The organism is Peribacillus sp. P4_B1 (assembly GCF_056402395.1).
The window spans coordinates 1-16,100 of the sequence record NZ_JBFUHM010000072.1; the positions used below are offsets into that span (position 1 = coordinate 1).

The 16,100-nt window shown below is 35.2% G+C and carries 13 protein-coding genes, 5 pseudogenes and 1 riboswitch; of the genes and pseudogenes, 10 read left to right on the plus strand and 8 right to left on the minus strand.

Features of this window, described 5'->3' with window-relative positions; all coding sequences use genetic code 11:
* Window positions 1-277 precede the first annotated feature (277 nt).
* The 5 genes and pseudogenes from AC1DVK_RS24370 to AC1DVK_RS24390 form a co-directional block, all read left to right on the plus strand.
* On the plus strand, window positions 278-526 hold the full coding sequence (locus AC1DVK_RS24370; protein ID WP_477627585.1) for a hypothetical protein: 249 nt from the start codon (window positions 278-280) through the stop codon (window positions 524-526).
* A 171-nt stretch (window positions 527-697) separates the two neighbouring features.
* Window positions 698-1,276 carry a phosphatase PAP2 family protein gene (locus tag AC1DVK_RS24375; protein WP_477627586.1) on the plus strand — a complete coding sequence of 193 codons (579 nt, stop codon included), beginning with the start codon at window positions 698-700 and terminating at the stop codon, window positions 1,274-1,276.
* A gap of 877 nt (window positions 1,277-2,153) precedes the next feature.
* Entirely contained in the window at window positions 2,154-2,621 is a 468-nt protein-coding gene (locus AC1DVK_RS24380; protein ID WP_477627587.1) for a hypothetical protein, read from the plus strand.
* Between the two features lie 171 nt (window positions 2,622-2,792).
* Window positions 2,793-2,897, plus strand: a complete 105-nt coding sequence (locus AC1DVK_RS24385; protein WP_410862929.1) for an LPXTG cell wall anchor domain-containing protein — start codon at window positions 2,793-2,795, stop codon at window positions 2,895-2,897.
* Between the two features lie 190 nt (window positions 2,898-3,087).
* Window positions 3,088-3,229, plus strand: a pseudogene (locus AC1DVK_RS24390) (IS110 family transposase); the annotation flags it as partial.
* A 235-nt stretch (window positions 3,230-3,464) separates the two neighbouring features.
* Here AC1DVK_RS24390 and AC1DVK_RS24395 read toward each other — a convergent pair.
* On the minus strand, window positions 3,465-4,025 hold the full coding sequence (locus tag AC1DVK_RS24395) for a GNAT family N-acetyltransferase (protein ID WP_477627588.1): 561 nt from the start codon (window positions 4,023-4,025) through the stop codon (window positions 3,465-3,467).
* Between the two features lie 805 nt (window positions 4,026-4,830).
* On the opposite strand from AC1DVK_RS24395, the pseudogene AC1DVK_RS24400 reads away from it, so the two are divergent.
* Window positions 4,831-5,934: pseudogene (locus AC1DVK_RS24400) on the plus strand (ATP-binding protein); the annotation flags it as partial.
* Window positions 5,935-6,379: 445 nt separating this feature from the next.
* Here the strand turns inward: AC1DVK_RS24400 and AC1DVK_RS24405 are convergent.
* From AC1DVK_RS24405 to AC1DVK_RS24420, 4 genes and pseudogenes are all read right to left on the minus strand, one after another.
* On the minus strand, window positions 6,380-7,219 hold the full coding sequence (locus AC1DVK_RS24405; protein ID WP_089364829.1) for a MetQ/NlpA family ABC transporter substrate-binding protein: 840 nt from the start codon (window positions 7,217-7,219) through the stop codon (window positions 6,380-6,382).
* A gap of 77 nt (window positions 7,220-7,296) precedes the next feature.
* Window positions 7,297-7,426 (minus strand): annotated as a pseudogene (locus AC1DVK_RS24410) (ABC transporter permease); the annotation flags it as partial.
* Window positions 7,427-7,518: 92 nt separating this feature from the next.
* Window positions 7,519-7,629: riboswitch (SAM riboswitch) on the minus strand.
* Between the two features lie 380 nt (window positions 7,630-8,009).
* Window positions 8,010-8,390, minus strand: coding sequence for a penicillinase repressor BlaI (gene blaI, locus AC1DVK_RS24415; protein WP_061465085.1), 381 nt, complete (start codon window positions 8,388-8,390; stop codon window positions 8,010-8,012).
* Window positions 8,371-10,182 (minus strand): BlaR1 family beta-lactam sensor/signal transducer, encoded by a 1,812-nt coding sequence (locus AC1DVK_RS24420; protein ID WP_477627589.1) that lies wholly within the window; start codon window positions 10,180-10,182, stop codon window positions 8,371-8,373. The genes blaI and AC1DVK_RS24420 overlap by 20 nt, the downstream gene beginning before the upstream one ends.
* A 282-nt stretch (window positions 10,183-10,464) precedes the next feature.
* Here AC1DVK_RS24420 and bla point away from each other — a divergent pair, with 282 nt between their 5' ends.
* Window positions 10,465-11,358 (plus strand): class A beta-lactamase, encoded by an 894-nt coding sequence (gene bla, locus AC1DVK_RS24425; protein ID WP_477627590.1) that lies wholly within the window; start codon window positions 10,465-10,467, stop codon window positions 11,356-11,358.
* 258 nt (window positions 11,359-11,616) lie between these two features.
* On the opposite strand, the pseudogene AC1DVK_RS24430 reads toward bla, so the two are convergent.
* Window positions 11,617-12,482: pseudogene (locus AC1DVK_RS24430) on the minus strand (LuxR C-terminal-related transcriptional regulator); the annotation flags it as partial.
* Between the two features lie 5 nt (window positions 12,483-12,487).
* On the opposite strand from AC1DVK_RS24430, the pseudogene AC1DVK_RS24435 reads away from it, so the two are divergent.
* Window positions 12,488-12,594 (plus strand): annotated as a pseudogene (locus AC1DVK_RS24435) (short-chain dehydrogenase); the annotation flags it as partial.
* A gap of 222 nt (window positions 12,595-12,816) precedes the next feature.
* Here the strand turns inward: AC1DVK_RS24435 and AC1DVK_RS24440 are convergent.
* Both AC1DVK_RS24440 and AC1DVK_RS24445 read right to left on the minus strand, forming a co-directional pair.
* The gene (locus tag AC1DVK_RS24440; protein ID WP_061465081.1) at window positions 12,817-13,035 is read right to left on the minus strand and encodes a helix-turn-helix domain-containing protein; all 219 of its coding nucleotides are present in this window, start codon (window positions 13,033-13,035) and stop codon (window positions 12,817-12,819) included.
* A 10-nt stretch (window positions 13,036-13,045) separates the two neighbouring features.
* Window positions 13,046-13,534: a DUF2975 domain-containing protein gene (locus AC1DVK_RS24445; RefSeq protein WP_410862922.1), complete on the minus strand. Its 489-nt coding sequence runs from the start codon at window positions 13,532-13,534 to the stop codon at window positions 13,046-13,048.
* Window positions 13,535-14,242: 708 nt separating this feature from the next.
* Between AC1DVK_RS24445 and AC1DVK_RS24450 the strand changes: the two genes are divergently transcribed.
* Window positions 14,243-15,322 carry a DUF3626 domain-containing protein gene (locus tag AC1DVK_RS24450; protein ID WP_089364834.1) on the plus strand — a complete coding sequence of 360 codons (1,080 nt, stop codon included), beginning with the start codon at window positions 14,243-14,245 and terminating at the stop codon, window positions 15,320-15,322.
* Between the two features lie 266 nt (window positions 15,323-15,588).
* On the plus strand, window positions 15,589-15,939 hold the full coding sequence (locus AC1DVK_RS24455) for a DUF4181 domain-containing protein (RefSeq protein ID WP_477627591.1): 351 nt from the start codon (window positions 15,589-15,591) through the stop codon (window positions 15,937-15,939).
* The last annotated feature ends 161 nt before the right edge of the window (window positions 15,940-16,100 follow it).

Below are 16,100 nucleotides of genomic sequence, written 5' to 3' on the forward strand. Positions count from 1 at the left end.
GACATATGCTACAGAAAAAAGCTATGTAGCTCAATTGGAACATACTATTATCCTTACTAAAGATGGTCCGATTATTGTCACACTTTAATTCAAGCGAGGATTCGATTGGTGTATCCCACATCAACCCACTTAAATAAGGGAGTTGCTTTGGCAGCTCTTATGTTGCTTAAGGGGAGTTGAACAATGACTTGAAGAGAGTAAATCCTTTATAGCTGATTAAGTGATACGATTAATAGGGATGGAAATGAAGCTTGAAATCATAAGGTGGGTAAAAAAATTGAAGTGGGAAAATGTTGCATACGGTTTTACAATATTCATTGCATTACTCTTTCTAGAGCCGTATCTTGATAAAATGGGCATCAACTATTGGCTAAGATTTTTGTTTATTATAGTTGTAGTTTTGTGCATTAATTTTACTTTATCTAAAATCAAATTCCTTCAGAAATCGGTAACAAAAAAAGTAGGCTGGTCGACTTTGATTATAGTCATGATTTTCGTAGCTGTTTTGGTTAACTTAATCAACTAACGGATGCTTTACTTCGTTAAGAAGGGTTGCTGCGGCAGCCTTTTTTTTATTGCACCAAAGGGGCAGGTTAGCTCTATAAGAAATTGAAACAATAGGCAATAATTATTAAAATTAAATTAGAGAGAATAGGAGAACAGCTAACTAAGCAGGTACATTAAAGGAGATTATGAAATGAGTTTTATGGAAGCAGATTATGAATGGTTTAAATTCATCAATAGTAAAGTCCAACAATATCCATTATTAGATAACATAATGATTTTCTTTGCGGAATATGTTCAATATGCTTTTGTTTTATTAATTTTGATGTTATGGCTACTAAATAAAAGTAATTTCCGTGTGATAGCTTTTCAGGCTATGTTTTCATTTACTTTGGCGTTTTCAATAAACAGAATTATTGAGTTATTCATTTATAGAGAGCGACCGTTTATATCGCATGAAATTATTCAACTCGTTGAGCATTCTGCTAATTCCTCTTTTCCATGTGACCATGCTGCATCTGCAATAGCAATTGCTGTTACTCTTTGGCTATCATCCCATCATTTTAAATATACATGGTTTATTCTTGCGATAGTAGTAGCTTTCTCAAGAATATGGGTAGGGGTTCACTATCCTTTAGATGTAGTTGCGGGAATTTTAAATGGAGTGATAATAGCATTATTTACACATTTCCTTTTGTTCAAGGTAAAACCCATATCATTACTAATAGAAAGGCCAATTTTTCAAGGACAAGGTAGGATGAAAGATTGTTAGTTATGGAAGATTATATAGTCTTGCTAATCTAACAGGAACATTATTTCCATAAGGGGGGGCTTTGGGAGCACTTTTTCTTACGGAATTAACGGGGCAGTTAGTTCATTAAGCGCAGCGTAGCAGAATTGTGGTTATTGACTATTTTTATAAAAAAAGATAAAATTTGGTTAATAATAATTGGGCGGTGTGTATTTGTTGAGTAATATAGGCATTCCAGGATTAATTCTATCTTCTCTTTTAGTCATATTAGTTTTGTTTTTACTAAGAAAGCTAGTGCAACCGAAGAAAGAACTTCAACAAAAAATAAATAAACTAGAAGAAGAGGTTCGAATATTAAAAAATGACAAATAATGCTTTAACGTTCTAACGGGTGCGTTAGCTGAGATCAGAGCTGTCTTTAAGGTAGCTCTTTCTTTATGCAAATTTAGGCTTTCTCTCGTTTAATTCGTTATAAAAAATGGATAAGAGGTGAGAAACTTTGTTTTTTAAGAATAACTTGACATTTATATTCTTAATGCTTTCAATATTCAGCTTTACTTTAGGAAACGTTTTATATTTACTTTGGGAATACTCTACAATTTACGGGTCGCTTCTAGGATTTATTTTCTTGCTTTTGGCCGCAGTTTTTGCATTCAAAAGATATAAAGAAAGTACAAACAAGTAGGTTTATAATGCACTGTACGAAGAAAGTCCAATAATAGAAGGTGCTTACAACGGGTGCTTTACTTCAATAAGGGGGTTGCTTTGGGAGCACTTTCTCTTACGGAATTAACGGGGCAGTTAGTTCATTAAGAATCCACACCTATTTTGGTAATTATTTTTATAATGAAGTGGCTGATTTCAGTAGGAAGATTGCTGTTCAAGGTGGAGGATAGATATGAAATCTAAAAAGACAGTAGTGATTATTGCTTTCGGTATAATATGTATAGCTATCTTCATAAATCTATTAAAGAAGGATTTATGGGATGTAAACGAAGAGTTATTAAAAGAAGAAGTGTTATCAATTGGACATTCCGTTGAAACAATAAATTTATTAGATGTAACACCATTTGACTGGGATGTCGTATATTCCTTTGGACCATATACCCCGAAAGATGATATATATGAAATGGTAGGTTATAAATGGGATACTATTAGTGAAACTGTAAATGAAGGAATGAATCAAGTTGTATTTTTGAACGATGGAAAAGTGGTCTGCTATTTATATGGTTATCCTGAGAATAATGGATATGGTATATCTTTTGAATCTGAGAATTATAAAGATGCTGGTTATATGCTTAATATTAAAGATGATGTAAATTTTCAAGTAGAAAGAAGCGACAGTGTCGTATATTTGAGAAACTAAGCAAGGATAACTACCTGGTGCTTTTTCAATAATGAAGGCTGCTACGGCAACCTTTTTCTTACGGGACTAACTGGTCAGTTTAGTTTAATAAGACTTTTAGAATCAAACTATCAGTTGAAAAACCTTTTTAGAAAAAGTCTCGTATATTTATTAGAATAGGTGGAACAGGTTATGTTAGGGGATATTATATATCAAGTTATTGTTTTCGGAGGTATAGCATTAATTTTAGGTGTTTTAGGTTATTTATTTTTTAAGAGGACCAAGAAAGCTGATTAAATTTCTAATTCATGTAACGGGTGCTTTACTTCATTACCAGGAGCTGATCAGCAGCTCCTTTTCTTATAGAACTAAAGGGGCAGCATTCCTGTAATAACTGAAAATGAGGTTTGAATGAAAAAAGACCTCTTGATATGATGAATGTGTCCTAAGCTGGCAAGGACAAGAACATCTATTTGGAGGCCTTACAATGAATTATAACCAAAATCATAAAATCTCTCAAATTACTTCTGAAACCTTAATTGTCGGAGTAGAACATTTCGCCAAGCACAAACATGTCGCTAGAGCACGATTTTAGAGGATTGGAACTGGGTAAAACGTGTTTCTTTGAAAAATCTGGGTGACAAGATATTCCAGTGAATTTTAGATGAGATCAAAGGAAGAATCAACGAGGTTGTTAAAGCATAAGCGTCAAATATTCCCCGCCTACATAGCACAACTTAATGTTCCTAGAACAAAAGTATACATTTATGAATTAATGTTCAAATGTGTATAGCCTTATTCATCAGATTCGTACATTAGTTCACAAATTGAATAATATTGTATTTAGAGGTTAACCGATAACGTCTACGCTTCAAGTAAATATGAAAAGTCTGCATATGATAGATCCTTTTGTAAGAGAAATAAAGTGTATTGGTCTTTTGGGATTTCATATAAATCATATACAGCACCATTTTCGTTTAATTGCGCATACATCGATTTTCTTGTTTCATTTGCTTTTATAACATAAGGAAGTTTTTCGGCAGCTTTTATGGAACGGATATTTTCTTCTCGAATCCGCATAAAAACCGTCTCAATACCTAGCTCATTAAAGAGTTCTTTAAAAAAAGCATCTTTAGCAGGTCTATTATATCCTTTTCCGTGATACGGTTTTCCAATCCAAGTACCTAAGAATCCGCAATTATCTTCTATATCGAATAAAGTAATCATACCGATTGGAATTCCCCACTCATCAAGAATAGTTCGAGAAATTAATTCGCCACGCTCTTCGGCCTCAATCGTTTGTTTTGTCATAAATAAGAATTCCTCATATGAACGAACTTTTTGGCGTACAAATGGGAAGACATCTGGATGTGCCATTAGTTCGTACAATACGCGGCTTTCATGAAGATCTCGTTTCTTAAGCATAAAATCCCTCCAATCATAAGCAAACTCAGGTGTGTTTTAGGATTTTTTTTAATAATAAGAGATAGGCAATAAGTGAAAATGCATAGCGGTTTTCACTGAATTATGGCAATTCACAATGCTGAAGCGGGCTTTTATAGATTTTAAGATACATTGATTTTTGATAATAAGGTAAAATAAAAATATGTAAGCGACCTTGTCATTCCTATTAGGATACACAAGGTCGCTTAAACTATTTCTTCTTGATTTACCATTACTTTGTAATCTAATCCTTTCATTTTTTTATTTTTTAATACCAGTTTTAGTATTTTTCTAAGAGAAGATCCGTATTTTAAAAAAGGGACAAAGGCTAAGAATTCTTAAGAAAAAACAGAGCTTTCTTGATACTCAATGTGCATTATATGTCTTTGTCTTTCTCTATTTCATTGGCATCACCTTCTTTTAATTTAGTAAGATTAGCATACAAGAAAAATTTTATGTTGTAAATATAAAAGTCGAAATTTTCTGAAAAATATCGAAAAAAGTAGTTTGATATACTTTTTTTAAGAGAATCGGATCTATTCAGCAATTCCAAATAGTTGAGTCTAGACGGAAAAAGATGGGAACTCATACCTGTCCATATGGTTAACAGGATTTATATAGAACCACTTTTTATGCTTCATGGAAAATATGAATAAATTATAAATAAGGATTCTTGCATCAAGCCCCTTTCCAATATATAATATTTAGAATATTTAGAAAATTTGAAGTGAAGGAGTGAAATTATATATCTATTCAACAATTACAAGAAAGTTATATGTCTATTCTACAATTACGAGAAAATGAGATGAAATACCGTACTCTATTTGAACATGCAACTGTTGCAATTTACCTATTAGAATTGAACGAGGATCGATTTCCAATTCGATTTCTCGACGTAAACCAAGTTGCATGTAAAAGATTAGGTTATAGTAAGGAAAAAATTCTTTCCATATCTGTTATGGATTTTCTTCCTGAAAACATTAAAACTATAAACATTATAAAAGATTTCGAAAAGGGAAAACATTACTTCACTTTGCGAGACGAATATGTTTTTAAAATAGAAGAGAAAATAGATACTGAGTTAATCATCGATATCTTTAGATTAGGTGAAAAAGAAGTTGCCATGGTTATTACTCGAGATATCACTGAACGTTTAAAAACGGAAGAGTTACTGCGAAAATCAGGGAAGCTGGATGTGGTAGGAAAATTAGCTACAGCAATAGCTCATGAAATTCGAAATCCACTTACAACTATTAAAGGATTTATACAACTAATACAATCAATGAAAAATAAAGAAAATCAGTGGTACATAGATGTAATATCATCAGAAATTGAACAAATAGAAGTAATCACAAATAGATTTATGATAGTAGCTAAACCACAAGCAGTAAAGGTTCAACTCAATAATTTGAGCATGTTAGCAGAACAAGTTATAACGCTACTGCAACCTCAAGCAATGATGAAAAATATACAGATCAGAATAGAGCTTAAATCAGAAATTCCCTACATACCTTGTGAAGGAAACCAAATAAAACAAGTGTTTATCAATATCTTAGAAAATGCAATTGAAGCGATGTCAACGGGAGGAGAAATTTTGGTTCAAATCGATACACTTGATAGTCATCAAGTAAGTATTTGTTTTATCGATCAAGGATGTGGGATTCCAAGAGAACGTATCCCATATCTTGGAGAACCTTTTTATAGTATCAAAGAAAAAGGGGTTGGCTTAGGGTTAATGATCTGCTATGAAATTGTGAAAGCACATCAAGGAAAGATAGTTATTGAAAGTGAAATGAATAAAGGAACAACAGTTAATGTTATTCTTCCCATCTATTATCTTTCTTATCAAAGGATTCTTTTAATTTCTTTCATGGGAAAGGCTTTTCGGTGATTACATACGTCGGTGTCGACTGGATATGACTATTTACAAATATTGATTGGTATATCTTATCCAATATTTTATGTAATCTTTATATCACTTTTGGATTGCATATTATTACGATTTTCTTAGTTTCTTTTGACATGGAGAGGATTGACCGTGACGACGGCAATATCCACACAGAATAACTAGATGTTGATCCGTAATTCTCTCAATTAGTAGATTTTGTTTGTTTTGCATTTTAAAATTCATAGTAGGGCTTCCTCCTTAAGACTTTGAGTTTAGTTAAGTATTTATGTTTAAGAAATTTACGCTTTAAGTTTTTTTGTAGCGTCTATTAAGCTGCTTTTTGTAAACTGATTTTTTGCTTTTCTAGTATATAGACATAGAAGAACCCCGAGTAATGGACCTTTTTCGAAGTGTCCATTATTCGGGGTATAGTTCATGAAAGGGTGTTTTATTTAGATACTGGTATGACTGCACCTTTATATTTTTTAGTAATGAAGTCTTGTATTTCTTTAGAGCGAAGTACTTCTACTAACGCTTTTACTGTCTCTTTATTTTCATCGCCCTTACGTACAGTGATAATGTTTGCATATGGATTATCTTCACCCGATTCAACAGCGATTGGGTCTTTAAGCGGATCTAGCCCTGCATCTAACGCATAGTTCGCATTAATAACAACCGCATCACCTTCGTTGTTATTATAAATTTGAGGTAATAGGCCACCTTCTATATCTGCATTAAAAGTTAAGTTTTTAGGATTTTCTACAATATCATTAATCGTAGCTTCTGTTTTATTGATGCCTTCTTTTAGCTTAATAACGCCTTCTTTTTCAAAAATAGATAGAATACGTCCTTGTTCAGCTACAGCATTACGCATAATGACTGTACCGTTTTTTGGAAGATCTTTTAAGCTATCATACTTTTTAGAGTAAATGCCGATTGGCTCAATATGAATAGCACCCGCATTTACAAAGTCATAGTCTGGATTCTCTTTTAACACTGATTTAAGATATGGAACGTGTTGGAAATAATTTGCATCAATCTCTTTATCAGCTAACGCTGTGTTCGGAATAATATAATCTTGGAATGTTTTAATTTCTAAATCAATTCCCTTTTCCTTTAATAATGGCTTTGCCTCTTCTAAAATTTCAGCATGTGGAATGTTTGATGCACCCACAAGGATTTTCTTTTCTTTGTCTGAAGAATCTGATCCGCTGTTAGTCGTACCGCAAGCTGCTAAACTTAATACTAATGCTGAGGAAACTGCTAAAGTTGATATCCACTTTTTCATAATTCATTTCTCCCTTATCGTTTATCTATTTTTGTTGTACATATATCACCTATAAATTGAATAAAAAACAATGACTAAACATCATTATTATTGAGCTGAAACCCTTCAAGATATAACAAATTACCTAAACCACCTGCACCAACCCCAGCAACCAACTAGAAGGATTGCTGTAACTGTAATACCTGAAATTAATGCTGGCAGCAGCTCTTAGTATGTTAGTCTGTAGGGGAAAGGAAAGTTTTTTCTCCTCAAAAAAACCTTTCTACACATGAGTAGAAAGGTTGGTTAAACAATCCTTTCTCTCATCTTCCAAAGCACATTGCTTTGCAGGAATTGGCACCATATCAGTTAAATAACTGACGGTTGCCGGGCTTCACAGGGCACAGTCCCTCCACCTCTCTTGATAAGAGTCAAACATTATATTCAATTAAACGAAATATTTTAAATTCAGTAAATATAGTATGAGAGTGATCTTATCATGACCGTATGGCAGTGTCAATCAAAAAATTGTTCAATTAATTTGAATTTGCGGATGATTGCGTTAAATGTTTTATTCCTGTAGCCTTTGCGATTGCTTGTTCCAGGCCCTGCAGAAGCCTTCACTATCAAGAAGCGTGATAAAAAACATCTATTGAATTAAATTCATGCATAACTATTATTAAGACGAAAGTTCTGATTTTTTTCGTATCAAACCACACAGATCATTACATGGGAAATATGTCCGCCGTTATTTCGATTTTGACCGAAAAAAGCGATTTGGAAAAATCCCAAATCGCTTTTTTTAATATTATTACTTTTTAGGTTTCTTATTTAAAATAAAGCGCAGTTCATTGATATCATCATCAGATAGGGCATCTTCGTGAATGAATTGGACCAGCATGGATTTCATGGCCCCTCCATAGATACGTTTGATAAAGGATTCGGTCTCGGCACGCTGGCACTCCTCCTGTGTATAGAGCGGGTAAAAGGTGTAAACTCTTTGATCTTTATTGACACCTACTACATCTTTTTGAACCAATCGATCGAGAAGGGTACGTATGGTTTTCGGCTTCCAATCGGTACTCTCCTGTAAGGAAACTATGATGTCATTTGCTGTTTGAGGGGCTTTATCCCAAAGCACGTTCATGATTTCCCATTCTGACTCTGATATGCTAGGAATGTTTTTCTCCATTTTTCTCCCCTCCATTTTCTTTATAGATTCCTAAATCTTTTAAAATTGATAAAGTAATTTCTCCCGCCTTGCTTCCAGATGAATCATCTTCATTTTGTATATTGGTAGCAAAGAAATAAGTATTGTTCTTTGTCTCTACGTACCCGATAAACCAACCATTGATGTTTTTTCCATTCACTGTTCCTGTACCTGTTTTTCCTGATAGGCGAGCTTCCTCATTCTTTTCTATGAGCAGTGCTTCCTTAACGGCTTGGATATGCCTTTCCTTATATCCAAATTGATTGTTATAAAAGGCTTGCAGCAGCTGGACTTGCTCGACTGGAGAAATTTTTAATGAGGATTCGTTCCAGAATTCACCCAATTCCCCAGATACATCGGAATTCCCATAGTTTATCGCTTGCAGATTGGATTGAATTGTTTCAAATCCTGTCCTGCGATCTAATTCCTGGAAATACCAGTTTACAGATTTTTGTAAAGCGGATGAGACATCCTGATCCATATTCCAAGCTTCATAGGGCTGCTCAGTCCCATCCCATGAAAGTTTGGATTCTTCGGGTGATATCACATTTGATTCTAGAGCAAATAAGGCACTATAGATTTTGTATGTGGAATCAGGTGATATCCGCAAAGTGCTTTTTTCTTCATTATAAATGCGATATTGCTGTGCGTTTTGATCATATAAAACAAAGCTTCCTTCATACCCTTTAAAGAATTGATGTAAATCCTCATAAACTGCTCCGTCATTTTTAAAATAGTATCGGTCGTTTTCCGTCGCAAATGCGAAAACGATAGGTAATTGGATTGTCAAAATGATAGTGGCCAACACATAAATAAAGACGCTTTTCCTTATTGATTTTTTTGCGGAATGCTTATAGGCAGAAATTTGTTCAATTCGTTTTTTGATTTGAAGCTTCGAACCGTTTAGTTGTGTCACTAACTGTAGATTACTTGACCGTTTTGAAAGATCCAAAAAATTAATGATAGTATTTCCATATTCACTAAAAGAGTTATCATCCAGTAACTGTAAAACAGATGTATCACATGCGATTTCCCGATCCAATCTCATTTCTCTAAAAGCAAGCCAAACAAGGGGATTAAACCAATAAATGATTTGATAGAATAATATCAAGTAATTTGTCAGCAAATCCTTGTTTTTATAGTGATTCAGTTCATGAAGAAAGATATACTCGTAATTTTTCAAGCTAAGCCAGTTTTCATGCTGAGCAGGTATGACGATATATGTTTGAAAAAGTCCGAATATCATTGGAGATTGGACTCTTTTCGAAATAACGATCTCCATTGATTTTTTTATCCGTAGTCTTTTCTTGCATTCTTCGAAAAGCACGAGAACTTCTTGATTGGAAAACGGAGAAGAATAATTCTTTATCCTTCTAATTGTGAGCCATCCACGAACCATAGTAAAGGTAAATAAAAGCATCCCTGATATCCATAAACCCATCACTCCCATATTAAGTAAGGACAGGTTCGGCCGATTGACCGATACAGAAAAGTCTTGTATGAGGTGTAGGCCCTGCATCATATCAGTTCCAGTTTTTTTCATATTAGAGCTGGGTGCATGAATCTGATATATATCCCCACTGCTAAAGACAGAATTAAAATTATATAAATCAGTAGGTATGAATGGGAGTGCTAAAGCCATAAAAAGAAACATCCACAAATGATAGTGCCATTTTGCTGTTAATTGTCTTCCAAACCATTTTCGTATAAGTAGGATAACAGTAACGGAAAATGAAGACACCAATAAACCTAATATAAAATGAGTTAAAAACATGTCCTTCAATACCTACTCTCTTGATTTTTAAATTTTAAAAAACAGGTATATAGCATATTTATAGTAGCTTGATGGTTAAAAAATTAAGAATTGACTTTTCTTGATTACATATGTAATACTATACTACAGATGTAATCAGACTACAAACGTAATCTGTTAAAACTCCTTGCATGAGGTTGTTTTTTCAATTCGTACATAAGAGTCTAATCAAATAATTAGGAGGTTTATATCATGAACAAAAGATGGTTTTATCAAATACTGGCACCAATAGGATTGGTGCTTATGGTTGCAGGCTGCTCAGATGAGAAAAAACAGGTTGTACAACAAGCAGAAACAGAACATACCGGGGGAACTAACCAAACGTCAGAAAATATTACGGCAAAAGAAACCGTAATGGAGAAATTTAAACAACTTGAGAAGGAATATGATGCAAGGCTTGGGGTCTATGCCATTGATACAGGAACGAAAGAAACCGTGGAATTTCGTGAGAACGAACGATTTGCGTATGCATCTACATTCAAAGCCCTAGCCGCAGCTGTATTGTTAAAGCAAAATCCGATATCAGTGCTTGAGGAAATAAGGACATTCACCAATGAAGATATTATTACCTATTCTCCGATTACAGAAGACTTTGTGAACAAAGGAATGAGTCTTGGAAAGATAGCTGAAGCAGCGATGCAGTATAGTGATAATACAGCAGGAAATCTTCTGTTCGAAGAATTAGGCGGACCAGATGGATTTGAAAAGGCGTTACGGGAAAGTGGCGATACTATCACAATGGCTGACCGTATTGAACCAGATTTGAACGAAGCTATTCCTGGGGAATCACGGGATACAAGTACCCCTAAAGCACTTGCAACTACCCTTGAGGTGTTTGGAATCAGTGAGTACCTTCCTGCCGATAAGCAAGAAATTTTCACAAATTGGCTAAAAGGGAATACTACAGGTGATTCCCTCATTCGAGCTGGTGTACCAGAAAGTTGGGTGGTTGGAGATAAGAGCGGAGCCGGTGGCTATGGAACTCGAAATGATATAGCGATTGTGTGGCCGCCAAATCGAGAACCGATTATTATAGCGATCATGTCAAGTCGCAATGAAGAGAATGCAAGCTTTAATGATAAACTCATCGCAAAGGCTGCAAAAGTGATTGCTCAGGCGTACTCTAACAACAAATAGATTAAAATTGTAGAGAAAGAGTACGACTCTTTGGGTGACGAACGTTTTTTACTTCAAGAAAGTTTGTGAAATAATATCCTTCAATTAAAGGGTGCAAGAGTTAAAGAGCCGGCTGCTATCCCAGCCGGCTTTTTTTGTTGAAAAACAGTTTAAATTTCTATATGTTAACTTGTTATGGTTGCATGATAAACGATTTGAATATTACGGGGAAGAAGCATTTGAAAAAAACAAGAGAAAAATCGGAAAGTTCTCCAGCGCCTACACGATATTCTCCGTTTGCGACATTTCTATTGCTTCTTCGCGGTTTTTGACGTCAAGCTTCGAGTAGAAATTCGAGCAGTAATTGCGGATCGTTCCCTCCGATAAAAATAGCTTGGCGGCAATCAACTTGTAGCGCAGCCCGTTTGACAGATGCTCCAGAATCTCCATCTCGCGTTTCGTAAGCCCGTACGGGTAGTTTTCCTTACTTGAGCCGATCTTCTCCAGCTGCTCGGGCTGACGCTTCATCTCTTCGAAAACTCGCGTAGCGACCGAGTGGTCGATCCAGGTTCCTCCGTTATAAATAAGTTTCAAGGCTTCCTTCATCTCCCGCGGATGAATCGACTTCAGCATGTAGCCTTCCGCCCCGCGCTCCAATGCAGTTGCCTGCATGCGAATATCCATCAGCACGATATCCGGCTGCGACCGCTCACAATGTTCCAATGCTTCGCACCCGCCCCCCGCTTTACTAACAACGGTAAAATCAGCATGCTGATCAAAAGTTGCTTCAAACTGTCGGTAATGATCGCCTGGTCATCAACGATCAGCAGGCGAATCGTGTCATGTACTTGCTCTGTCTGCAACAGAATATTACATATGACGAAAGTTCTTTGCCCAGACCCGGAATGAACGGACAGCGTGCCGTGATAGGGTTCAAGCCGTTCCTTCATCACATTGAGCCCAAATCCGAATTAGATCTCTTCCATTCCGATGCTGTTATCTTCAATCTGTAACCGGAGCTGATGACTATCGAAATGCAGTTGAACGGATATCAAGCTCGTCTGGCCGTGCCGAACCGCGTTGGTTAGAGACTCTTGAAGGCAGCGATACAGACAAAAGTTTATTTTTTGCATAACGAGAGTCTCACCTGATTACGTCTTCAACTATGTATAAAAAATCGCTGAACTTAATGAGTTAGCTTCTAAAATATTTCACGCTAAAGAGGAAAATAAATACATGATACACTTTGGAATATAAGCCTTTTTGTTTTTTATCTCATCTACATTAACGGGTTCCCTTTTGAGGTGCAAACTATGAAAATCACATCACATTTTTTGTCATTAATATCAATGCAATTCTCAATGGATTTCTTTAATTAAATATCAATAATAAACGCAGAGAAGGGATAGCTTAATAGCTATCCCTTCATCTTAATTTCACTATCTAATCCCGTTGGTTGAAGAAAGTTGTTGTCTGTTTTTATTGAGTGTCTTCGTCGCCCTTGTACTCCAAAATATCACCTGGCTGACAATCCAAAGTCTTACATATGGCTTCTAATGTTGAAAAACGAACCGCTTTTGCTTTTCCATTTTTCAGAATGGAAAGATTCGCCATAGTAATTCCAACCCTCTCCGAAAGTACTGTTACGCTCATTTTCCTTTTTGCCAACATCACATCAATATTGATGATAATCGCCATGATATTCACCTCAGATCGTTAAATCATTGTCTGATTTTATATTAATAGCTTCTTGTAAAAGTCTTTGGAGAACAGCAGCAAAAACGGCGATCACCATTGAGGCGAAAATAATGACCAATCCGATTGGTATGAAACTTGGAGGGTCAACTCTTTTCGCCATGAGATAGTAGAGTGGCATACCTAATAGGTACAAGGTGCTGATCATGATGGCACAGTGTTTTATATTCTTTAAAGACTTTACCGATAATTCCGAGAACGCTTGGTTCTTATCAATATAGCTTAAAAGTTTAAAAGCTTGAAAAAGAGCGAAATAAAAAGGGATCGCTGCCACGTACATATCGATTAAAACGAGAGATTTCATATAAGCAATATCTGGATACAATTCCCCAGCAAAATTCCCGATCTTAGGCACCAAAAATATGCACAATGCAAGAACTGCAATTCCAACCAGGAAAATAATTACCTTTAAGAAAGTGGTTGAACCTCGTTTAACATTCATTTAAAATACCTCACTTATTTAATGACAACATGATTTTATCATATTATTTATCGTTTTACAATAAAATCATATTGTTTCTTATTGTATTATTATTGTTACATGAAGTCCTTCAATATACTTGTTTCTTCGATCATATCCATGAAGGGCATTCAAATATTCTGAGTAAGACTCCGTATCATTCTTTGTTGGTGGTTGAGGAGAGAAAGAGAAGCAAGTCTTGCATTCTTTTGAGAGAAATCATCAAGATCTATATAAGCTGGAGCAAGAGAATAAACAGAATTTGTGGAAGAGTCATCTCTTGCTCTAAATATAGACCCAGCATTAATGTAATAAATGAGGATATTAATGGGCTTAACTTTAATATTAGTTATAATTAATGATTTTAATTTTAATTACATTAAATATATAATTCTTTTATTAGGAATTGATTCAATAATAGATGGATTTGAAAGTTTTTTAAAAAAGGAAAATAAGAGGCAGATGTTATTAGATTTTGGTATTGCTTTTATATGGTTCGTAGTATTTTTTATAAGTGGTTCGTAATGTTTTTTTATGGAACTAACGAGTGTTTTACTTCAATAAGGAAGGTTGCTGAGGCAGCCTTTTTTTATGGCACTAACGGGGCAGATTAGTTGAATAAGAAGGGAAAAACAAACTTTTCATTGAATTAATTAGGATAATTTAATAAAAGGAGAGACTCATCTTTTCATGAAATTATCAATGTCACAACTATTTGCTTTAGAGCATTTTACAAAGTATGCAAGGAACCATAAACATCAAGCTAAAGCAACCATTAATCACATATTAAAAATGTCAAATATCTCGGATAAGATATTTGAAAATGCTGTTGTTAATTTAAAGACTCACGCAAAGATTGGCCTACATTTTCATCCAGATAGACCAGATTCGACTATGAAAAGCGTTGCTGAAGCACTGCTTGAGCAGGGAATATATAAGAGCCAGTTTGAAACATTTATATCTAATGGCAGCGTATCCGCATACTCTGGTGGTGAACGCGACATTTGGGAGAAGAGAATTTTTGGAGGAGCATATCAACTGGAGGGCACAACCAATAACCAACGGCCTAAATATGGGGCACTTAATTTGATGTTACATCCAGATGGGCCTGCACCACGTTTTGGATCATGCTATTTTATTCTTTCCCCTGAGGTCTCATATCGTTCCACCTACACGTATTTGGATTCACATCAAGACCCAAAAGAAAAGGGTACTTATGAAGAGTTTGACATCATTTTGGCTGCACTCTTGGAAGAGGCGTTCTTAAGAGATTTTGCAATCGGTGAAAGAAATCTGACGCCAGCAAGATTAATCAATCATTTACTGGTTAACCTAGAAAACCCGTTTATGGACCAAGCAAACAAAGAGCCAAACCGCAATCTAAACCACTATCTTGAAGCCCAAGTTCATGGGGATATTTCACTTAAAGAAGACGTGGAAGTGCTTGTTGCAGATCCTTCATTCAAGGACACTTATGTAGGGAGAACAATGGAACAAATATGCCTTAAGTATTCTATTGATCTATATTGGCACATGGGTTTTGTACTTATGGTAGACGAGGTTCCTGCGGATTTTAGGGGTCCATCAATGACTTCCTTGGCAAAACGCATTGCACAAAATAATTTTATCGATGCGAACATAATTGGATCTGCTGTAATGGACTTGAAACGCAATCCAGTATCTTGGAGTGATCGCGGAACTTATAAGGAGATACTTCAGGAATTAAAACTATTGTGGCACGTTTTAGTGAGATATGGAAAGACAATCTAAAATTGAACTAAAGGGTTTATGAGTTGAACAAGGAGTTGTTGAGGCAACTCCTTATTTTACCTATAGTAGAAAAATGAGATTGTGAAGATTTGTACTTCAGCTAACGGGTGCGTTAGCTGAAGATCGGGGCTGTCATTAAGGCAACTTTTTCTTTATGCAACTATAGGAGGAGTTTAGTTTGAATAAGATACAAATAATATTATGGTAAAATATAGATAAAAAGGTTTTGAAAAGGGGATATTTAATTGGAATTCTTAGTGTTCATTATGTTCTTTATCATTATTATTATTATTATTACACTCTTTATAAATAAATTTCTAACGAAATGGCTTGGTGTAGAAAAGAAAGAAAAGATATCAGAAACTTCTGGTAAGAATATTGACCGATGGGGAAGAGGTCTAATCCTATTAACTTTTTTATGTACTCTTCCCTATGCAATAGAAGAGGACAAAAATGTTATGTGGTATATGTGCTTTCTTATTGTATCATTTGGTTTTCAGTCGTTTATGGAGTGGAAGTACCTGAAAACCTCAAAACAATATGTCATTACACTTACTTACCTATTGATAGCTTTAGTTATCATGTATAATGTTGATTATTTTATTTACCGAATCTAGCTATTGTGAAAAAGGGGTTGCTGCGGCAATCCCTTTTCTTATAGATCTAAAGGGGCAGGTGTGCGGCCGAGCCTAGGTCGTATCATATAGCGGGTGGGATTCCCGCCGAGTAAGAACTAGCCATTCGCTCGTAGCGAGTCTTGGAGGACTAAAGGTAACTC